General features: G+C 58.5%; 19 protein-coding genes. 7 read left to right on the top strand and 12 right to left on the bottom strand.

Annotated features, from left to right (window positions below; all coding sequences use genetic code 11):
- Positions 1-5: 5 nt before the first annotated feature.
- The gene (locus EYB53_RS14715; protein ID WP_135479197.1) at positions 6-1,070 is read right to left on the bottom strand and encodes a 1,9-bis(guanidino)-5-aza-nonane synthase; all 1,065 of its coding nucleotides are present in this window, start codon (positions 1,068-1,070) and stop codon (positions 6-8) included.
- Between the two features lie 387 nt (positions 1,071-1,457).
- On the opposite strand from EYB53_RS14715, the gene EYB53_RS14710 reads away from it, so the two are divergent.
- The 3 genes from EYB53_RS14710 (at position 1,458) to EYB53_RS14700 (ending at position 4,802) form a co-directional block, all read left to right on the top strand.
- A complete protein-coding gene (locus tag EYB53_RS14710) occupies positions 1,458-2,846 on the top strand; it encodes an NfeD family protein (RefSeq protein WP_135479196.1) in 1,389 nt (462 codons plus the stop codon).
- A 22-nt stretch (positions 2,847-2,868) separates the two neighbouring features.
- A complete protein-coding gene (locus EYB53_RS14705) occupies positions 2,869-3,651 on the top strand; it encodes a slipin family protein (protein ID WP_135479195.1) in 783 nt (260 codons plus the stop codon).
- A 263-nt stretch (positions 3,652-3,914) separates the two neighbouring features.
- Positions 3,915-4,802 carry a carotenoid biosynthesis protein gene (locus tag EYB53_RS14700; RefSeq protein WP_135479194.1) on the top strand — a complete coding sequence of 296 codons (888 nt, stop codon included), beginning with the start codon at positions 3,915-3,917 and terminating at the stop codon, positions 4,800-4,802.
- A 208-nt stretch (positions 4,803-5,010) separates the two neighbouring features.
- Here the strand turns inward: EYB53_RS14700 and EYB53_RS14695 are convergent, their stop codons facing one another.
- From EYB53_RS14695 to dusB, 3 genes are read right to left on the bottom strand one after another with little or no spacing between them, the layout of a single operon-like run.
- Positions 5,011-5,790 carry a lysophospholipid acyltransferase family protein gene (locus EYB53_RS14695; RefSeq protein WP_135479193.1) on the bottom strand — a complete coding sequence of 260 codons (780 nt, stop codon included), beginning with the start codon at positions 5,788-5,790 and terminating at the stop codon, positions 5,011-5,013.
- Complete coding sequence (locus EYB53_RS14690; protein WP_135479192.1) at positions 5,787-6,302, bottom strand: hypothetical protein; 516 nt, start codon at positions 6,300-6,302, stop codon at positions 5,787-5,789. The genes EYB53_RS14695 and EYB53_RS14690 overlap by 4 nt, the downstream gene beginning before the upstream one ends.
- Before the next feature lie 4 nt (positions 6,303-6,306).
- A complete protein-coding gene (gene dusB, locus EYB53_RS14685; RefSeq protein ID WP_135479191.1) occupies positions 6,307-7,347 on the bottom strand; it encodes a tRNA dihydrouridine synthase DusB in 1,041 nt (346 codons plus the stop codon).
- A gap of 105 nt (positions 7,348-7,452) precedes the next feature.
- On the opposite strand from dusB, the gene EYB53_RS14680 reads away from it, so the two are divergent.
- Complete coding sequence (locus tag EYB53_RS14680) at positions 7,453-7,770, top strand: ArsR/SmtB family transcription factor (RefSeq protein ID WP_135479190.1); 318 nt, start codon at positions 7,453-7,455, stop codon at positions 7,768-7,770.
- Here the strand turns inward: EYB53_RS14680 and EYB53_RS14675 are convergent.
- From EYB53_RS14675 to EYB53_RS14640, 8 genes are read right to left on the bottom strand one after another with little or no spacing between them, the layout of a single operon-like run.
- Entirely contained in the window at positions 7,738-8,979 is a 1,242-nt protein-coding gene (locus EYB53_RS14675) for a flavin monoamine oxidase family protein (protein WP_135479189.1), read from the bottom strand. The genes EYB53_RS14680 and EYB53_RS14675 overlap by 33 nt on opposite strands.
- Before the next feature lie 14 nt (positions 8,980-8,993).
- Positions 8,994-9,740: a hypothetical protein gene (locus tag EYB53_RS14670; protein WP_135479188.1), complete on the bottom strand. Its 747-nt coding sequence runs from the start codon at positions 9,738-9,740 to the stop codon at positions 8,994-8,996.
- Positions 9,741-9,773: 33 nt separating this feature from the next.
- Positions 9,774-10,853, bottom strand: coding sequence for an ABC transporter ATP-binding protein (locus EYB53_RS14665; RefSeq protein WP_135479187.1), 1,080 nt, complete (start codon positions 10,851-10,853; stop codon positions 9,774-9,776).
- A complete protein-coding gene (locus EYB53_RS14660) occupies positions 10,854-11,666 on the bottom strand; it encodes a hypothetical protein (RefSeq protein ID WP_135479186.1) in 813 nt (270 codons plus the stop codon).
- Between the two features lie 4 nt (positions 11,667-11,670).
- Positions 11,671-13,122, bottom strand: a complete 1,452-nt coding sequence (locus EYB53_RS14655; protein ID WP_135479185.1) for a proton-conducting transporter transmembrane domain-containing protein — start codon at positions 13,120-13,122, stop codon at positions 11,671-11,673.
- A 3-nt stretch (positions 13,123-13,125) separates the two neighbouring features.
- Positions 13,126-13,851: a hypothetical protein gene (locus tag EYB53_RS14650; protein WP_135479184.1), complete on the bottom strand. Its 726-nt coding sequence runs from the start codon at positions 13,849-13,851 to the stop codon at positions 13,126-13,128.
- On the bottom strand, positions 13,848-15,587 hold the full coding sequence (locus tag EYB53_RS14645) for a hypothetical protein (protein ID WP_135479183.1): 1,740 nt from the start codon (positions 15,585-15,587) through the stop codon (positions 13,848-13,850). The genes EYB53_RS14650 and EYB53_RS14645 overlap by 4 nt, the downstream gene beginning before the upstream one ends.
- On the bottom strand, positions 15,587-16,657 hold the full coding sequence (locus EYB53_RS14640) for an NADH-quinone oxidoreductase subunit D-related protein (protein ID WP_371879116.1): 1,071 nt from the start codon (positions 16,655-16,657) through the stop codon (positions 15,587-15,589). Before EYB53_RS14640 ends, EYB53_RS14645 begins: the two co-directional genes overlap by 1 nt.
- 132 nt (positions 16,658-16,789) lie before the next feature.
- Here EYB53_RS14640 and EYB53_RS14635 point away from each other — a divergent pair, with 132 nt between their 5' ends.
- The 3 genes from EYB53_RS14635 to sucC all read left to right on the top strand — a co-directional run bounded on the left by EYB53_RS14635 (position 16,790) and on the right by sucC (position 20,686).
- Positions 16,790-17,989, top strand: coding sequence for an aspartate aminotransferase family protein (locus EYB53_RS14635; protein ID WP_135479181.1), 1,200 nt, complete (start codon positions 16,790-16,792; stop codon positions 17,987-17,989).
- 62 nt (positions 17,990-18,051) lie between these two features.
- Positions 18,052-19,344, top strand: a complete 1,293-nt coding sequence (locus EYB53_RS14630) for an adenylosuccinate synthase (protein ID WP_135479180.1) — start codon at positions 18,052-18,054, stop codon at positions 19,342-19,344.
- A 199-nt stretch (positions 19,345-19,543) separates the two neighbouring features.
- The gene (gene sucC, locus EYB53_RS14625) at positions 19,544-20,686 is read left to right on the top strand and encodes an ADP-forming succinate--CoA ligase subunit beta (RefSeq protein WP_135479179.1); all 1,143 of its coding nucleotides are present in this window, start codon (positions 19,544-19,546) and stop codon (positions 20,684-20,686) included.
- The last annotated feature ends 93 nt before the right edge of the window (positions 20,687-20,779 follow it).

Below are 20,779 nucleotides of genomic sequence, written 5' to 3'. Positions count from 1 at the left end.
AGGTATCACTTCTGAGCGTGTGCCGTCGCCGCAGCATAGTCCAGCAGCCGCCCGCTAGCGAGTGCCCGTGCCCATGAACGAGGTTGGCGCTCGCGCCAATTGCCCTTGTGGTACACATACCCGGCGAGCAACGGGAAGGTCACCGTCGCCTCACCAAAGACCATCTGCTCTTGTGCAAGGCTCACCTTGCCCCACGAATTGGCCTCTTTGAGGGTCGACCCCGAGAGCGCCCCATCACGTTCATCGGCCACCGTCAATTGTACCGCATACTGGTGCATTGCGGCCTCATAGCCAAGGAACTCGGCGGAAACGACAATATCCTGGACAAAATTCTTGGGCACACCGCCGCCGATCATCAGCAATCCGGTGGTGCCAGCCCAGACCTTGATCGCCGTGAGTTCACGGAAATCCTTGACACTATCAATGCTCACATGGCGGTCGGGATGGACAACCTGGTGGGCAACGAGCCCGAAGCCAGCCGAGCAATCCGAGAACGCCGGTACAAAGATCGGCACGTCGCGGCGATATGCCTCGAGCACAATGCTCTCGGCGTCGGGATGGTGCTCGGCGAGGTATGCGCCCATGGCCTGAATGAACTCGCGGCTCGAATAGACCCCGGGTTCCAGCGTGTCCGCGATCACACGGATCGTCTCATCGCAGATACGCAGCTCTTCCTCATCAATATAGGTATCATAGATACGGTCAATCATCTGCTCGCGCAACGCATTATCATCGGCGAAGGGGTTGCCCTGGTAATGCCGAAAACCGAGCGCCTCGAAGAAATCCTGGTCAACAATATTGGCCCCGGTCGAAACAATTGCATCAACCGCATTGCAGCGCAACAGATCGAGGATAACGCCCTTTTGCCCGGCTGAAATCAGGCTCCCGGCGAGCGTCAGGATCACGGTCGCCTCTGGATCGGCAACCATTGCATCGGCAATCTGCGCCGCACGCGCCAGATTGCGGGCCTGAAATGCTGTTTGCCCCATCATCTCGATCAGCGGAACCACATTCACACGCTTAATATCAAGATGCTCGACCATCGTATGTAGCAGTTCTTCTTTTGCCATCACAACCCTCCTTCTGGTATCTCAAGGCCATAAAAAAAGCCCCGGCTAAGGAATCTACGGTACGCCTGTGCGCCCGCCATCAATTCCCAACGTGGCTAATACATATAGTATATCACATTCGTAGGGTCAAAGCACCGCTCTACGAGATTTTTGCTTTGTTTTGGCGGCGAAGCCGCCAAAACAAAGCAAAACCTGGGGTGTGGGGCGCAAGCCCAACAGCCTGGGTGCCCGCGCACGCGGGCACCCAGGGTTGCCGCCCACGGCACGGGCGAAGCCCCAGAAATCTCCTCTTTGCAGGAAAGTCCCGCAAAGTTGGTATTTTTTGTCCAAAAACGTATTATACTGAAGTTGGTCTGTACATTTGAGGCAACAGCATCAATGATTCGTATGAAGCGTATTCTTCGTCAGTGGAGGCTTGGGCGTCTTGGGCGCCTCTGTTTTTTTGGTGTCCTCCTCCTCCATTTTGTTAGTACCCTTGTGCAGCCTGTCGCAGCACAGGCTCGTGGACCACTCTTTACGGTCGAGTTGAGTGGTGTCGTCAGTACCCACACGGTTGATTATCTCCGGCGCACGTTGCGTGAAGCCGAAGCGAATGACGCCGAGCTCTTGCTGATTGAGCTCGGTGTGACGGGTGCTGTGTTACGTGATGTACGTCTGGTTGCAGCCGATCTTGCGAATGCCAGTGTGCCTGTTGTGGTTTTTGTTCCGCCCGGGATAACAAGCGGGGCCGCAGGTTCGTGGCTGTTAGCCGCCTCGCATGTTGCTGCCATGGCCCCGAATACCTCTTTTGGGGTTCCGGTGCCTCTGATCGAAGCCAATGCCAACCTTGGCGAGCAGGCACGCGAGTTGTTGCTCAACGAGGCGATCCTCCAGCTTGGTTCCTGGAGCCGCGAGCGGGGACGGAACGATGGCTGGGTTGAACCTGCTGTCCGTGAGGGCATTGTCCTCAGCAATGCTCAGGCAATTGAACTTACTCCACCGGCAATTAACCTGGTTGCACGTGACCGTGAGGAGTTGTTGACCCTGCTGGAAGGGCAGGTTGTTGTGCTTGTCGATGGCGAGACTCGTACACTGCGTACGCTTGGGCAACCTACCATGCCCCTCGAGCCGACGCTGTGGGAAATAATCCTGATGCTTCTCGCCAATCCTACCGTGGCCTTTCTGTTGCTGATCATGGCGGGGTTTGCAGCCTATGCCGAACTCGTGACACCGACGCTCGGTGTGCTGGCTGGGCTGGCCTTGATCTTGCTCATGATGGCGCTGATTGGCCTCTTTGCGTTGCCCGTGCGGTGGTTGGCGGTGCTGGGGCTCTTTCTTGCGTTCGGGCTCGTTGCCGCTGATCTCTTTTTGCCTTCCCAGGGCACTGTTACGGTGCTTGGTCTGGTCTTACTTGTAGTGAGCGCCATGATGATGTTTGATAATGCGCAGGCTCCGGGTGTGGCGGTGGCGTTCTGGGCGATTTTACTGGTGGCGATCTTGATTGCCGCGTTTGCGACGGTGGGTGTGTTGCTTGCAGTGCGGGCACGCAATGCACCGGTTACAACTGGCCAGGAGGGCCTGGTCGGGCGGCTTGCTGAAGTCCGTAAACGCCTCGAACCCGAGGGGATGGTGTTTGTTGAGGGTGCGCTCTGGCGTGCGCTCAGCGAAGATGGTGAGATCGAAATTGGTGAGTGGGTGCGGGTTACCGGGGTCTATGACCTGCGCTTGACGGTGAAACGTCTTGCGCCGACGGCGACCACGGGTGAGCGCCCGCACGAACCAAACCCAACGAAGTAGGTTAGTCTGAAGGAGTGCGATAATGGGTGGTGGAAGTGGTCTTTTTTTGCTTGCCTGTCTGGGCGTGCTCGGTTTTGTGGCCCTGATGGTCTTGCTTTCGTCGATCAAGATTGTGCCTGAATATGAGCGCGGGGTGATCTTTCGCCTTGGCCGTCTGGTTGGCGCCCGTGGTCCCGGCCTCTTTTTTGTGGTTCCGGTCTTCGAGCGTATGGTGCGCGTGGATACTCGTGTCATTACGATGGACGTGCCGGCGCAAGAAGTTATTACCCTGGATAACGTCACCATCAAGGTCAATGCGGTGCTCTATTTTCAGGTGATCAATCCCAACTGGGCGGTCACCAAAGTGATGGACTATATCCGTGCGACGATGCAGATTGCCCAGACAACCCTGCGCTCGGTTGTTGGCCAGGGTGAGCTTGACGAGTTGCTGGCCAAGCGTGAACTGATTAATCAGAAGCTCCAGCAGATCATTGATGAACAGACTGAACCCTGGGGCATCAAAGTGACGATCGTTGAGGTCAAGGATGTCGAGTTGCCCCAGAATATGCAACGGGCGATGGCCAAGCAGGCCGAGGCTGAACGTGAGAAGCGCGCCAAGCTGATCCACGCAGAGGGTGAATTGCAGGCCAGTCGGGCCCTCGCCGATGCTGCCGCAGTTATTGCTAGTGAGCCGGTTACCCTCCAGTTGCGTTATCTCCAGACGCTCACTGAGATCGCTGTCGAGAAGAATAGTACGATTATCTTCCCGTTGCCGATCGAGACGATCAAGCAGTTTCTGCCTACCGAGGATAAGACGTTGCGGTAGCAACGGGCGACCGTAGGTCGCCCGTTGCTACCGCATGCATGTACGTCAGCAAGCTCGCTTGGCTAGCGGAAACGACCAGCGCAGCTGGTCGTTTCCGCTGGCCTACGTATCGGTTTTAGGGCGCTCATCCTAAACAGAGGAAAGATTTAATAAAAATACAAAACAGGAATGGAATTATGCGGCTTTGACAAGCAAAAAACACGAATTTATAATAATTCAGGTGCTTGCGATGTTTTCATTCTGTCGATAGGAAGTTATCACGTATGTTACACCAGACCACGCGCCTCCGTAAGGGAGTAGCCGCGCTTTTCGCTTCGTACCTTTTTATCTATCCCTGGTCGATTGCCCTTATCGCGCTTGATCGGGTGCCTGTCTGGGGCACATGGATGGGTGGGGTGCTGCTCTTGCTGCAGGGTTCGTTGATGGGGCTCTGGCTCATTGTCAATTTTGGACGGTGGGGTGCGTTCGCTTCGCTCTGGATCCTCTTTCTTTCGTGGCTGGTTGAACATACCGGGGCTACAACGGGCTTTCCCTTTGGGGCATTTTCGTATACCGAGGTGTTGCAGCCCCAGATTTTTGGCGTTGTGCCGCTCGCGATCCCATTTGCATGGCTGCTGGTGGTGACGACTGCAATGGGTGTCGGTGAATTGATCCTGGGTCGTGAAAATCGCCCGATGGCCGAGGATCAGCAGGTGAGCAGTACCAAGGTCTTGATGGCGGCGGTCTTTGCCCTCTTGCTCGATGTGACGATCGAGCCGTTTGCGGTGCATATCAATGGTTACTGGGTCTGGAGTGGGACGCCAGATGATATCTATTATGGCATTCCGCTTTCCAATTTTGTTGCCTGGTTTGTGACCAGTCTGCTGCTGAGTTGGGTGCTGTTACTCTATCGCGCCAAGGCCGCGCGTCGGCGCGATGCGGCCTATGCGCTCGATGATGTGCAACGCGATGCGGCGCAGTTCTTCTGGCCCTGGTTGCCGGTGACCCTCTATTTGACCAATTTGACGATGTTTGTCCTCGTCAATCTGTCGCGTGGGCAAGAGTTCGCTGCGTTGGTCGGTGGTTTGATCATGCTGGCACTTGCTTTTCATTGGGCCTTGCCCCGTCTGGCTCGCCGCATGCGTGAGACCGAGCAGGAGTCGGGGGCGTGACGGCTCCCAAGCCCGCAGGCCAGTGACACCGAGCGAAACAGGGTGAGCGGCTGCGCAAGACCTCACAGGGCTTCAAGCCCTGTGAGGTCTTGTTGCTTAGGAGTGCAACGAAGGGCCGCAGGCGCCCCAACGTCAGCGTAAGAAGGGAGTGCCGGCTTCAGCCGGCTAAAGCCAGCACTCCAGCATGTCAACGAAGTTTTCCGACCCGTTACCTTCGGGTGCGCCGGAAGAAGTGGAGAAACCTGTCGAATTGCTGGTCAATGCCGCGTTGTCCATGCAAGATGACGGCAAAGCGGTCGCGATCCTCACCCACAACGTCGTCGCGCAAGGCGTCACACGCCTGCGTCAGGCGCTTGTTGAGGTCGCGCATCGTTGCGCGGGCTGAGTCTGGAGCGGGCGTTCGATGCACTGGCCCGATGCGGATAAAGGCGTGTGGGCGCTGTTCTCCTAAAAATTCATAGCGCAGGGCCACCGGGCAGAGGTTAACTTCGCCGTTGAGTTCCGTAATGATGCGCGCAATCCCCGGATAAGTAACCAGGGGGCGCTGATCCTGCGGTACGATCCGCCCCTGCGGGAAGATAAAGACTGAGCGCGCTTGCGGCCCCTTGCGCTGGCGCAACAGATTGACCGCGTAGGCCAGCGCACGCTCGGTCTCTTCGGGGTTGCTGCGGTTGAGCCCGAAGGCCCCTGACCAGGTGAAGAAGCGGTACGCACGCAGTTGCTTCTCTTCCATCAACAGGTGCGCGTCGAAACGTCCCCGCAAGACGATGCGGTGGATGACATACATTAGATAGCCATCCCACCATGCGCTGTGGTTGAGATAGAGGATAAGCGGCCCGTCCTCAGGGTCGGGAAGAGGGCCGTGACTCTGCAGCCAGACCCGGTCAAAGCTGCTCCAGAGCGACCAGCGCGCAAAAAACCGGTAGAGGAGTTCGTCGCCGAGCCAGTTTTTGGCGGCTGGAAACCTGGGGAGCGGCGTATCGCTCACGTCAGGGCCTCGGGGTGCAATGCGTGCGCACGTCCATAGACCATGTGCGCCAGGCTGACCAGATCAGGCGCAAGTTCGTCGAGGTCAGCCTCGGCGGGCGCATAGATCTCGCCGAGGATTTCAATTGCCGCAGATTCCAACGCATGGCGCAGCGGCCATAGCCCTTCAGTCGTGCCATCGGTAAACGCGACGATTGCCGCAAAACGCCGTCGGCGTACCGGGGCGGCTTGCTCGACCAGACGCACGAGCGCATGCATGCGCGCTGGCAATTTTCCTCCAGGCAAGGGCGTTGTAATAAGCAAGATATCGGCGTCGACAATGTCGTTGAGCACTGGCGTAGTCAGTGGGTCATCGAGCGAAGGAAGATCAGTTGTGATCAGGACTTCACCGAAATAGGCCGCACGTTTGACGGGCGAAAGGGCCGCAAGCATCAGATCGAGGCTGGCGGGTGCCGGGCCACTTGCCATTGTGCTGCCACAGATGCCGAGGGTAAAGATGTAGCCGTCGTGCATGTCCTTACCTTGTGCTTACCTGGTCAGCCCAGCGCTCTGGATGGGCCTCGCGGTGGAAGAACGTCTCAATATGGCTCCGCGCTTCGTCAAGTGTGGTTGAGTGATGCACGGCGACGCGCAGGTGGCTGCTGTTGGGCATGCCCAGGGCAAACTGGCCGATCAACTGCTTGATTTTGTTGAGCGCCAGGCGATTGGGCATCTCTTCGCCACACATCCCCATATAGCGCACCAGAAAATCGAGCTTATCGGTCGGCCCCGGCTCAAAGACCGGTTCGCCCCGGCGCAACTGCGCGATTTGGACAAAGATCCAGGGGTTTTCCATGGCACCGCGCCCGATCATGACCCCGTCCGCCCCACTCTCATAGAGACGGAGCAGTGCGTCTTCAGCGGTTTTTACGTCGCCACTGCCAATGACCGGAATGGTCACGACCTGCTTGACGGCGGCGATCCGACTCCAATCGGCACTCCCTTTGTAGCCTTGCTCGCGGGTACGTGGGTGCAAAGCGAGTGCCGCAATGCCCGCATCCTCGGCAAGCCGGGCTGTCTCAAGAAAATTGAGATTGTGCTCGTCCCACCCGGCCCGAAATTTGAGCGTCACCGGGATCGTGACGGCTGCCGTCACCGCTCGCAAGACCCGTTCCATCTTGGGCAGGTCGCGCAGCAATGAGGCCCCGTGACCGCCACCGGTGACTTTGGGCGATGGACAGCCGCAGTTGATGTCGAGAATATCGGCCCCCAACCCTGCGACGGTACGGGCCGCTTCGGCAATCAGATCGGGATCATTGCCCGAAATCTGCATCGTCAGCGGGCGCTCTTCGGGGTAAAAATCGAGCAGTTTATGGCGTTTCAAGGCCTTGGGGGTGACACTGGCCGCATTGGTCATCTCGGTGCTGACCAGGCCGCACCCACCGAGGCGCAGGATCATCCGGCGAAAGATGCTATCAGTCACCCCTGCCATCGGGGCAAGGGTGATATTTGGGGCAATCTTGATGTCGCGAATAGCGTAACTCGAGGGCAGTGCCTCGATGATGGTTGGCGTAAGCATAGCTAGATTATAGCGCAGCCTGAACGGAATTGTAAAGAATCGTCTTGACAGCGTGCCTTGCACGGCGTAGCATTACACCAAGCAACCTCAGCGAGGAGGTAGGGTATGGGGAACAGCAATGGCTCCGATCCGTTGCACGGTGCGGATCAGCGGCTCTCACAGACGTGCAAGGCAATTGGCAATCCGGTTCGTCTGGCGATCTTGCGGTATGTGTTGCGGCATCCCGATTGCATTGGGAACGAGATCCTGCTTCACCTCCCCGATGGAGGCCCTCATGCACAGTCAACGTTGTCCCAGCATCTGCGTGTCTTGCGTGATGCCGAGTTGCTCGAAGCCTATTCAGATGGTCCCGCCGTCTGCTATCGAGTCAATACTGTCCAAATCACCTGGCTACGCGATCAACTCGGTGCCCTGGTTTTCTAGGATCGCCTGTGCTGCCTGATGTCCACTCTCGATGGCCCCATGCACGGTTGCCAGATGGCCGTTCGTCGCGCACGCTTCGCCCGCAAAGTAGAGCACGTCGTCAACTGGTGCGGCGAGCATGGCGCGGGCTGAACCCATGCCAACTGGACTGTAACTATAGGCCCCGTTGCTCCACGGATCGTTGGACCATGCACTCATTCGGCCTCCCAGCCATGCCTGACGTACTTCGCTGCCAAAAAAGCTCGTCAGTTCGTTCAGGGCTAAGGTGAGGACTTGATCTTCGCTCATGTGCGCGAGCGCAAGCGCCGCCGCCCCGCCCTGATAGCCCATAAGCGCTGGTGTGGTGGTGCTCACCACCGGCCACCAGGTGACGATCTTTCCATCGGTGCTCATGATGGTGAAAGGTTCCCAGCACTGTCGGTCGAACCAGAGCACAAGCTTGGTTACGTGGCCCATGGCGATGCGCTCAAGGGCGGCCTGTTTGGTGGCGGGTAGTTCAGGGGTGAAGGTGATTGCTCCCGCCTGGAGCACTCCCAACGGCACGGTGATGACCACGCGGGGGGCGACGTGCTGGGTGCCATCCATCAGGGTCACGACTACTTCGCCGCGTTGCCAGGCGATCTTGGTCACCGGAGCGCCGGTCTTGATGGTCAACCCAGCGGCCATGGCTGCCACCAGGGTTGCGTAGCCATCAAGCAGGTGGAAATTGGCCTCTCCGTTGGTGCTGGTGCGCCGCTCGTGGGCCAGGGCGGTCGCGCTCAAGCGTGCAGGATCAGCGCCTTCGAGATTTGCCAGCCAGCGCAGGGTCATCTGAGCCGCCGGCTCGTCAGGGTCAGCGAGGCTCGCCATCACGTCGGCCACACTTCGCTCGGGGCCCGCATATGTGGTGACGGCCTCGTAGAATTGATACGTCAGCGCGATGCACGGATCGTCGGTGGCAAGCATGGTTCCCCGGCGGGCAAAACGGCGATCACTTCCCCAGGCTTGGGTTCGTAGCCCGGCAGCCTGCACATACTGCCAGGTTGTCGCCTGCGCACCATGAATAAACTCGGCCCCGAGTTCGACCGGCCCATAGCGGTGATCCGTCCAGATCCTGCCCCCGATGCGTTCACGTGCTTCGAGCAGCAACACGTTCCAACCGGCCGCACGGAGCCGCTGACCTGCGGCGAGCCCAGCAGCGCCCGCGCCAATAATGATCACCTCGTTCATGGTCGCACCTACGCTTATTGTGTACTAAAGATCAGATCACGTCGGGCAAACGCATAGATCGCAAGCCCGAGGAGTGAAACGAGGAGCGACGCCTGGGCGAAGAGATTCGCCAGGGCTGTGGCTGAACTATAATCGCGAGTGACCGCGAGTTGAAAGCCATAAAAGGCGGGCACTAGGGGGCCACCAAGCAGCGCCTGCAGGGCGCGGAGCAGTGATCGCACCGCTTCGGGAAGCGCATTGAGCAGTTGCCCCCCGATAAAATTCCCTGAAAAAGCGAGCGCGATCAGGCTCAAGATAAAGAGCCGCCAGCCTGTCGGCAAGACCAGCGGTGACAGCAAGAGCATCAAGGCGGCGAGCAGGCCAATATTGAGGAGCAACGGCAGGGTGCCGAGCAGCCAGTTGAGCAGATCAAGCTCGGTGGGAGGATTGAGGAATGCGACGATGAGCGAGACAAGCCCATATGTTCCGGCGACAAGTGTCCACGCCGTCAAAAAGAGCCCGAGGAGAAACGTGGCTCGTCCGATGCCCCGTGAGACGACGACGTAACCCTGGGGGCGATCCCCGAGGCTGATCACGATTGCCATCGTATAGAGCGTCAACAGGGGCGTAAAGATGCCGACGACATTGAAAAAGTAGGTCACATCCATTGGGCGACGCAAAAAGATCGCATAGATCAGCAGTGCGGCAATGATCTCGATGGCAACCCTGCCCGAGCGTAGATATTCGAGTAGCGAAAAGCCGGTAAATCGTAACAGCCGCATACCTCTGTTCGTCTCCTGTGGCTCAACGGTGCCTTATTTGTCTTCGGTCTTTCCGGCTTGCAACAGTTCATGCAAAAGAGGATCGCGCTCACCCTGGCGCTCTGGTGACGCCACATTATCTGGAGGCGTGCGGGGGAGGATGGGGCGCTGTGGGTCATTGAGTATGCCCAAGGGCGTGTGCAGGCCACTCGGTAGCTTGGTGGCTTGAATTGTCTCAAGGTAGAGGCGTTCAATGGGGTTTTCCAGCGGCTCGAGCATGAGGATGACCACATTCGCATCCAGCAGGGTACGCAAGACCGCTGCTTGCAAACGCGGTGAATTCTGGCTGATGCGCACACTCTGGCCTTCACAATGGATGCCTGGCCCGAGGCTGTGCAGCGCTTCATGGACATGCGCCGTCATCCCTTGCACCTTGATCCGTACACTACTCATGATGCCCTGCAGGTCAGCGACCTTTCTTTCGACCGCAATTCGCCCGTTCGCCATGATCCCGACGCGATCACAGAGTTGATCAATCTCGTGCATATAATGGGTACACAGAAAGAGCGTGTGGTTGCGCTGGCGCACCTCGTTGAGCAGGTCGATCACCTCACGCTGCCCCGCAGGATCGAGACCACTAGTAGGTTCATCAATCAGCAAGAGATCGGGATCCATCAGCAATGCCTGGGCAATGCCAAGGCGTTGCAGCATGCCCTTCGAGAAGGTTGCCAGGCGGCGGTCAGCTACCTCGGTGAGGCCCACCAGGGCTAATTCACGGTCAACCCGCTCGTGCATGACTGCCCCGGTCAACCCGCTGAAACTTCCGAGAAAGCGCAGGTACTCACGGGCACTGTAGGCCATATGGTAACGCTGCCGTTCGGGCAGATAGCCAACTTGTAGCCGGATCTGCTCAAGCTTGGTGGTGCCAAGCAGGGCGATCTGTCCCCGGTCAGGTCGCAAAAAGCCCAGCATCAAATGGATCAACGTTGATTTGCCCGCTCCGTTGGGGCCCAGCAAGCCGAAAGACTCGCCTGCTCTGACCCGCAGATTGAGCCCTTGCAACACTGACACATCGCCATAGGCCTTGTACAGATTAGCAATTTCAATAACGGCTGTCACTGAAGCTCCAAGCATTTAGCGTACCACACTCAGCACCACAGTTGCGACTAGGGTCAACGGTAGGGGCCAGATCAAACAGAAGCGCAGCGCATCAGGCAGGGTCAGGCGTGCCTGGCGACCGTCAAAGTTACGCAAGAGCAGTGCCCCGATCACGATCCCGCCAACTATCAGCGGCAAGCTGATGAAAGCTGGAACCAGGCCGACGGGTAACACGGCCACAAGTACTGCTGCTAGCAACATTCCGGCACGCAGATCACGGGCTAGTTTGTCCAAAGCCTGCCCATCGGCATCGAGCCCGGCCGCCACCCCCCCTGGGGTGATAAACTCTTCAGGGCCAAAGGGCCCCCACCCGATCGCGACCGGGAAGGCGATCAGCGCCCCGAGCAGGGCGAGCATATGGGCAAGTAGAGCGATTGTATCCCAGCGTTGATGCAAGGTCAAGGCCACCGCGAGGGCACCCCACAACAAGGCCCGTGCAAAAGTGCCAAGCTGGGCTTCGCGGATTGCCGCCCGCCCGAGCGCCGGTCTTCCGGTGAGCAAGGCTGGCACAAGGGGCACCAGAAACGCTAGTTCAAAGGCGATCCATGCCCAGAGCCAACTCGCCGTGGCGCCGCTCGGATGCAGCGGCCAGGGTAACAACGCCAACCCCAGGCTCGCCAGCACCAGCCCAGCCAGATTTGCCCGTCCCTCCTGGCTTTGGAGCGCTGCCATGCCCTCGACACCAGGTTTCCCCCGGCGTACCATCCGGTAGAGCACCCCCGCAAGAAGGGCGGTCAATGCCCCAGGATAAAGTAGCGCCGAGCCAATGATTAGTAGAAGAGCATTCATAAGTCTACAAAGCCTGGATAAAGGCGAGACCACGGATCGCCTCATCAATCACCGCGAGCAACGGTTGCGGATAGAGGCCCACGCCGAGGGTGATGAGCATCAAGAGCAACGTCAACACAGCGGCACTCTGCGGTTCGGGTTCCAGGCGACGCTGGGGCGGGCGGTCGAGTTCGGTTTCACCGAGCATCAGTGGTTCGACCACAAGCGTATCTTCGCCGGGGCCAAGCAACCGTTCAGCGGCGATTCGTGCCAGGCCAAGCCCAGCGAGCAGCGTGCCGAGCAACAAAATCGACAACTCGAGCCAGCCCTTCTCGGCAGCCGCCTGATAGATCAACAGATGGCTCATCGCCCCACCGAGCGGTGGTAGCCCGAGCAGCGAGAGCCCGCTCACGATCAACCCGCTCGCCGCGACCGGCCAGCGCCGCAAAAGATCCCGCCTGAGCACCCCTGGTGTCCGGCCATCGGGGCGTTCGAGCAACCCGAGGCTCACAAAGAGCAGCATCACGGCCAGGGTCTGATTAAAAGCCCCAAAGATCGCCCCGGCTAGCCCGAGTTGCGAGACGGCGGCCAGGCCATAGAAGACGATCCCGCAATGGTAGAGGATCAGGTAGGCGATTGTCCGGCGCAACGATGCCGGTGCCAGTGCAAGGATACCCGCGACGATGACGCTGACTAGCGCCCCGAGCCGCATCACAAAGAGGACTTCGGCACTCTCGACGAGCAGCATTGGATAGCTTTGAAACACGAGAATCAGCACGAGCAGACTCGTCGTATTGAGCAGGGTAATCGTCACCGCCGAAACAAGAACCTCGGCGTGATCAACCAGATCGGTGAGCCACGTATGAAACGGGATCAGTGCCAGGCGCAGGGCGAAACTGGTCGCAAGCAGGGCCAGGATGAAACGGGCAAGCGAAATGCGCCCGGGTAGTTCCCCAGGCTGGAAGACATCAGTCAGCACAAACGCAATATACATCAAGACCGTAGCCACGACCATCAAGACGAGATACTTGAGGGCTGCGGCAATGACCCGTGTACTGACGAGCGCACTCGCGCCTACAGGCAGATCAACGACCGTCAGGACGGTTGTCAGGCTGGTGGAGGCAAGCAAGAGCGTGGTAATAAAGGGATCTTGCAGCAAGAGCACGCCACTGATCTGGGCGAGCGTCAGCAGCGTAATCGGCACAAAATTCTCGCCATGCGGCAAATGGCGGGCGGCAATGAAGGCAAACACCCCAATCCCCAGAAAGACCAGCAAAAAGACCTGCCCCAGGGTACTGAGCGTCAGCGTCACCCCCAGAAACCGGGTTGGCTGGTCAATCGGCAATTGCAGCGCGATCCAGACCTGCGTCAGGACCGTGCCGAGCGCCGCAAAAATAACCAGTTCGCTTCTCCGTCGCAGGATAAACGTACTGATCGCCATCGTGATCGGAAAAAAGATCAAAAGCAAATAGAGCATGGCCTACCGATAGAGCTCACTCAGATCGAGGGTCTTGAGTCGTCCGTAGAGGAGCCCGCTCAAATACGCTACGGCCAGGGCCAGCAGCAGATGGAACAGGCTCAAGAGCGCAAGTGGAATCACATTCAGCCCACTCGCATCAGGTGTACTAACCACAGCCATATAGAGCAGGTCAACCGCACTTACACAGAGCAGCAACCCGAGGCCGATCTTCAACACATCGACCGCCGTAGCGATCGTCAGAATGCCCGTCAGCACCAGCCAGTACCAGGCAAAGTCACTGGCTACTGTAGGTGCAATTGCATAGACTTGTGGCAGGATCAGGCTGGCGAGCAGGGCCAGGACGCCAGCCCAGAAGGGCAACACATACTCGCTGAACTGAAACGGTTGATTGGCGCGCTGGCGTTGCGCGGCGCGAGCGGCCCGGCGCAACTCGGCCATCCCAAACTCATCGAGATTCTCGAGGCCATACTCGCGTGAGAAGGTGAGCGCAGTAATGCCCAGGATCAGCGCGACACTGATCCCGGTAATAATCTTGATCACGAGCAGGGTACTCACCGCGAACCCAAAGATCGGCAGATCCCCGCTGATAAACTGCTGCTCGACGAGGAAGAAGGCCTGGGCCACATAGTTGAGCAACAGGGCAGCGACGGTAATGCGCCAGTCCCGAAAGAGCAGGATGACTGCGGCTGTAATCCCAATTCCAAGCAGAAGCCAGTTGATACTCATTGTGCCATCAACAACATAATCGTAAGTAGCGCTGCCAACACACCCAGCAGATAGTAGCGCTGTTCAAAGAATCCAAGCAGAAAGCGTAACCCCCGACTGACTCCTTGCAACCCTTGCCAGATAGCTTGCCAGCCCTGGATCGGGTTACTCAGGTGCGCCAGAGGTTGCAACAACGTTCCTAGCCCTTCGGCAGTCAAGAAGATGGGTTCTTCATCAAGGTTCCGTTCGAGCGTCCGTACACTGGGGCGGCGAGCGATCATAAGTGTCAGTACAACCAAGACGCCCCCTGCGATCCCTGTCGCAAGCTGTGCCCCGAAGCTGACCGGAAAGTCCACCGGTGCAAAGGTAAGCGTGGCGAGCCAGGGTTCCCATACGAGAGTCGGTACCAACCCGAGCAGCACCAGTGGCACGCCAGCCAGCGCAAATAGCAGCCGCTCAACTAAACCCATCCCCGATCCGGTGCGTTCCTTGCCCTGCCCCCAGAGCCGGGCGAGGGGCACGAGGAGGGCCAGCACCATCAGCACCATGCTTGCCATCACCAGGGCAAGGAGCCAGGGGTACTGCTCCTGGATAGCTTGTAAAAGCCACAGACGCGGCCAGAACCCCCACAGTGGCGGCAAGCCGAGGGTGAGTGCTGCTGCAACGAGCCACATCACCCCAACGAGCCGGGGCAACGCGAGGCCTGGCACCGTCACATCGTCGCTTCCCGTCATGCGTTCAAAGCTCGCCACGGCTGTCGCCCCAATGACCCCACTCAACATAAGGCTGACCAGTTGCCCCGGTCCTGCCAGCGCCGCAAGCGGCCCGGCCAGGCCGATACTAAGCACAATGGCGGCCACCTGAAACGTCAGCATCAACGCAAGCAATGGACGTAGACGCCGGGTTGCAAGTGCTGCTGCGGCACATCCGAGCATGCCGAATGTCCCGAGCAACGCAATCGCCATCGCCCAGCGATTGGGTAAAATCGGCAAAGCGCTGATGACATCCATGAACCAGTTGAGGCCCGCCACCGGCATAGCGAGCCCATAGACCAGGGTTGCCAGGGGCGCAGGAAAGGCAAAGGCCTCGTTGCGGCCACCGGCCAGGGGGGGGCTTCCCGTAAAGGCAAAGGTCGCGACAAGCAGCAACACGAGGGCCGGCCACATCGACAGGGTTCCATCTTCAATCAGCGTCCCAGGGGCAAGGATGGCGGCGGCGACCAGCAGACTCGCCAGCAGACCTGTGATCAAGCCGCGGGGCAACAAGACCGTTGCTTCTGGCGCAACCGCCGTGCCCGTTGTGACCCCACTGGCCTGAAGCATCGCATAGCCACCGAGCGTCATCACGGTCCAGACGAACGGATGGACAAGCGAAAACGGGGGGGCGGCCAGGCTCGTCACGGCTGCCGTCAAACAGATCAGCGCCCAGCCAAAAATTGTCCCAAATCCACGCACCCCCGGGGCAATGGCCGCGGCGAGCGTGAGGATTGTCAGCCCCCCGCCCCCCAGGAGCGCCAGTGCGAGCGCACGTTCATGGGCTAGCAAACCGGGCGTGAGGCTTGCGTTTACCGTTCCCAGCATCAACACCACGATAGGTGGTTCATCAGGTGTTGCCAAGGGTGCTATCCCAAGGATACCAAGGGTGATCAGCATCGTGAGCGCCGCGCCAAACCCGATCTGGCGTGCAGGCACAAGCTGTCCAAGCCCAAAGCTTAGTGCTGCGGCAAGCAGCATGATGGTTGGTACAAGGAAAAACATCAGTAGCCTGTCTCCAGACAGGTATCACATGGATCGGTTGAAACAAAAACGAGCGCAGCATCATCAATCCGTGCATTCACAAGGAGACTACGAGTCAACAACCGTTCAACCTGTGGAGCGAGCCGATAGCTGACACTGGTCAAACGACGGCCATCACTCTCGACATGATACGTAATGGGGCCACGGGCCCCTTCGACGGTTGCATTGGTGATACTTGCCGGCAAGCGTTCGGGCAATTCCCCACAAATCTCGCCGCCGGGCAACTCACGCGAAGCCCGCCCAACCAGTTTGAGGCTCTCGAGCAACTCAAGCACCAGCACGACCAGACGCGCATACACATCGCCACTCGGCTGGGTCACACGGTCTGGCTGTAGGCTCGCATACGCTGCATAGGGCTTGTCGATCCGCAGATCGCTTGTGAGCCCAGAGGCCCGCCCGAGGGGGCCTTCGAGCCGAAACTGCGTTGCGGCGTGAGTGGTAATGACCCCGACATCCACCGTACGGGCGAGCAACGAACGCTGGTTCAGCATGTGGTCAACGAGAGGGAAGAGGGTCGCAATAAGTTCAGCTGAGGTCTGCTCAAGCACTTCGCGCACCGAGGCATCGCTATCATAGCCTACGCCACCGGGGATGAGCCAGTCACCTGGTTCAGTTGCCGTCAGCGTGATCAAGGTTGCCTGGAGGCGTGCTGCCGTGGCGGTGAAGGGCTCGGCGAGACTGGCGAGGCCCAGCGTCGTCAGGATCGCGGCGACGGCGGCCCCATGCGAACTGGCCCGTTCAAGTTCTGCTGCGGCAACCCGTAAAAAAGCCGCCCGTGGGGGAACTTCAATCCCCGCCAAAAGTTCGATGGCCTGACAGAGCGCCATCCCATGGGCGACCCCACAGCCCGGGGCTGATTGGGCAGCGGCGGCAATGAGTTGGGCCGGGGTAAACTGGGCGGCATGGGTCAGCGCGGTCTCGGTCTCGGTATCGGGACGATATTCGACATCCACAATCCGCTCGCCATCGATTTTGAGCAAGATGCGCTGAGGACGGGTCAAGCCCGGGGCTTGCGGTTTGAGCGTCAGCACATAGGTCAAGCAGAGCCTCCTGCGCCCGTCGGTGCGGGACGGCACATGGTACATATTGCTGGCGCATTATACCATGACAGAGTGCTATAATCGTCGTCATACATCATCCTGCCTTATTGCGAGGAGTAGCGTATGTCAACTGATGCGACAGCAGGGGTCATTCAGGCCGATCATGAGTACATTTTGCAGACCTATGTCAAGCCTGATTTTGTCCTCGAGCGTGGTGAAGGGGTCTATCTTTTTGATACCGAAGGGCGGCGGTATCTCGATTTTGTGGCCGGCATTGCGGTCAATGCGCTCGGCTATGGCGATCCTGAGGTGACCAGTGCTATCGCCGAACAGGCGGCCAGGTTGATCCATGTCTCGAATCTCTATCATACAGCCCCGGCAGGCGAGTTGGCCCGGTTGCTGGTGGAGCATAGCCCGGGTCTTGACCGGGTCTTTTTTGGCAATAGCGGGGCCGAGGTGATCGAGGGGTCCCTCAAATTTGCCCGTCGTTATGCTCGTGAGCATTATGGCGAAGGTAAAACGGCGATTGTTGCTTTTGATGGCTCGTTTCATGGGCGCACGATGGGTGCGCTTGCGGTGACAGCGCGCGAGAAGTATCGTGAACCCTTTATGCCGGTGATGCCTGGGGGTCGCTTTGCTACCTACAATGACCTGGCCTCGGTTGAAGCGGTGATGGGCGACGATGTCTGTGCCGTGATCCTCGAGCCGGTACAGGGCGAAGGTGGCCTGCGGGTTGCCGATACTGCGTTTCTCCAGGGGGTGCGCGAACTCTGTGACCGCTACCACGCCCTCTTGATCTTTGATGAGATCCAGTGTGGCATGGGTCGTACCGGGACGCTCTGGGCGCACGAGCCTTCGGGCGTACGGCCTGATCTGATGACGCTTGCCAAACCGCTTGCCGGTGGCTTGCCGATCGGGGCCATCTTGCTTGGTCAGCAGGTCGCCGATACGATCCATGTTGGCGATCATGGCACCACCTTCGGCGGCAATCCTCTGGCTACTGCTGTTGGCAGCGTCGTCTTCAAGCGCATCAACGATCCCGCCTTTCTGAGCCATGTCCGTGAGGTGTCAAGCTACCTTGACGAGTCATTGCAGGATCTCGCGGCCGATCTGCCTGGCCAGGTACGTGAACTCCGTGGACGTGGCCTGATGCGCGGTGTTCAACTCAATGTTCCTGCTGCGCCGGTACGGGAAATAGCCCAGCAACAGGGCTTGCTCGTTGCCACCGCGGGCGACGACATTCTCCGTCTGGTACCCCCGTTAATTACCGAAACAGCCCATATTGACGAGGCCTTGACCATCCTGCGACGGGCGCTTGTGTAAGCCAGTCAAGCACCATATGGTACAATCTACCCAACGCTAGCTCAGCTTGAAAGGGAACGCATATGCCCGTTGTAGCGCTCATTGGTGCCCAGTGGGGCGATGAAGGTAAAGGCCACCTGGTCGATCTCCTGGCCAACAAAGCGCGCCTGGTGATCCGTTATGGTGGGGGGAATAACGCCGGCCATACGGTCGTAAATCATCTGGGTACCTTCAAGCTACACCTCGTACCTTCGGGTATCTTTGATCCTGGCATTGTCAATGTCATTGGCTCGGGGGTTGTCATTGACCCCGAAGCGCTGATCAAAGAGATCGCCGGTCTCGACGCGTCGGGGGTCAGTACCGCCAAGCTTTTTGTGAGCGAGCGCGCCCACGTGGTGATGCCGTACCATATGTTGCTTGATCAGTTGCAGGAAGATGCCCGTGGTGTCGGGAAGATTGGGACAACCGGGCGTGGGATTGGCCCCGCCTATGCTGATAAAATGAGTCGTACCGGGATTCGCATCGGTGATTTGTTGCACGAAGAGACGCTGCTCAACCGTTTGACCGCTGTGCTTGAAGAAAAGAATCGGATCTTGACCCGGCTCTACAATGTCAAGCCTATCTCGCTCCACGATACGTATCTGCGCTACCTCGAGTTTGGTCGCCAACTCGTCGAGCATATTACCGACGTGCATCCGATTATCCACCGTGCGCTCGAAAAAGATCTGCCGGTTTTGCTTGAAGGTGCGCAGGGAACCTTGCTCGATATTGATCACGGCACGTACCCCTATGTCACCTCTTCGCCCCCAGGGGCCGCCGGGGCCTGCCAGGGCGCTGGCATTGGTCCAACCCAACTCGACTCGGTGATCGGGGTCTTTAAGGCGTATACGACACGGGTTGGCGAGGGTCCCTTTCCAACCGAAGTTGATGGCCCTGAAGCCGATATTCTGCGCCAGATCGGTACACCGTGGGCTGAAATCGGTGTGACAACCGGTCGTCTGCGTCGCGTCGGCTGGTTTGATGCCGTGTTGGCGCGCTATGCCACGCAGATCAATGGCATTGATACGGTCGCGATTACCAAACTTGATGTGCTCGATACCGCACCGACCATCAGAATCTGTACGGGCTATCAATTGCACGAGACACAACTCGATTATCCGCCAGCGACGGTGGCTGTGTTGGGCCAGGTCGAGCCGATCTATGAAGAGATGCCGGGTTGGATGACGCCGACGACGCACGTACGGCACTTCCACGACCTCCCCGATGCCGCGCAAGCCTATGTGTCCCGGCTCTGCCAGTTGATCGGTGCCCGTCTCGGTATCGTCTCGGTTGGCCCTGACCGCGAACAGACTATCATTGCCGCCGAAGTCTTTTAGCGCGAATATCTTGCAAATAAGGCGGCTATTTTGACGCAAAGGCGCAAAGGCGCAAAGGTTTGACATCGCTTTGTGGTATATGCTACGATAGCACGTGCAAGCGGTCAATCTGGAATGCATATTATAGATAAGCGGTATCTATACGCTAACCGCAAGCACGTGCTTCCGATGGTCTCGCTCAGTGTCGTGGAGAATTCATATGAAATTGCACGAGTACCAGGCCCGAGCCCTGCTGGCGCAGCATGGCATTCCCGTTACCGGAGGTGGTGTCGCGACGACGGCGGCTGAGGCGCGCACGATCGCCGAAGAACTCGGTCGTCGCGTGGTGATCAAGGCCCAGGTCTTTGTGGGTGGCCGTGGCAAGGCCGGGGGTGTGAAGCTCGCTGATACACCTGCTGACGCCGAACAGGTTGCCAGCCAGATTCTTGGTATGGATATCAAAGGTTTGACGGTCGAGAAGGTGCTGGTGGCTGAGGCGATTAGCTATCAGAAAGAGATCTATCTCAGTGCGATTCTTGATCGTGCGACCAAGCGCGTGGTGATGATTGCCTCGGCTGAGGGTGGGGTGGAGATCGAGGAAGTTGCCCGTACGAATCCCGAGGCGATTATCAAGCTTCCGGCACATCCACAGCTTGGCTTGCAAGAGTATCAGGCGCGTGAACTGGCGTTTGCGATTGGCCTGACTGATGGCAAGCAGGCGCGTCAGTTTGCCCAGATCGCGACCGCGCTCTATCAGACGTTTGTCAAGAGCGATGCGTCACTGGTCGAAATCAACCCCCTGGTGATTCGTGATGATGGCAGTCTGCTTGCCCTTGACTCAAAAGTGTTGATTGACGATAGCGCACTCTTCCGGCATCCTGAGCTTGAAGCGATGCGTGACACCTCTGATGAGCCGGAAGCCGAACAGCTTGCCCGGGCCGCCGATATTACCTTTATCAAGCTTGATGGTTCGATCGGGTGCATGGTCAATGGGGCTGGTCTCGCGATGGCGACGATGGATGTGGTCAAGCTCTATGGCGGTGAACCGGCGAATTTTCTTGATATCGGTGGTGGCGCCGATAAAAACAAAGTCCGCACGGCGCTTGCGATCATTCTCGCTGATCCCAATGTCAAGGCGGTGATGTTCAATATCTTTGGTGGCATTACCCGTGTTGACGAAGTGGCCCGTGGCATTATTGCCGCCCTCGAAGAAGTCCCCACCTCTATCCCGCTGATTGCACGCCTGACTGGTACCAATCAAGAAGAGGGGTTGCGTCTCCTGGCCGAGTCACAGTTAATCCCAGCCACGTCACTCGCCGAAGCAGCCCAGAAAGCCGTTGAGGCTGCGCAGGCTGCCGCGTAGATCCTGTTGACCCACAAAAGGCCAGGATAACTGGCTTTTGTGGGCCAACACCATCGACGTTGCAGTAGCTTGATCGGTAATAGCAGTAGCTTA

This window comes from Candidatus Chloroploca mongolica, from assembly GCF_004762035.2.
GTDB lineage: Bacteria > Chloroflexota > Chloroflexia > Chloroflexales > Chloroflexaceae > Chloroploca > Chloroploca mongolica.
Note: the sequence above shows the minus strand (reverse complement) of the source record. Positions and strands in the feature narration are given on the sequence as shown.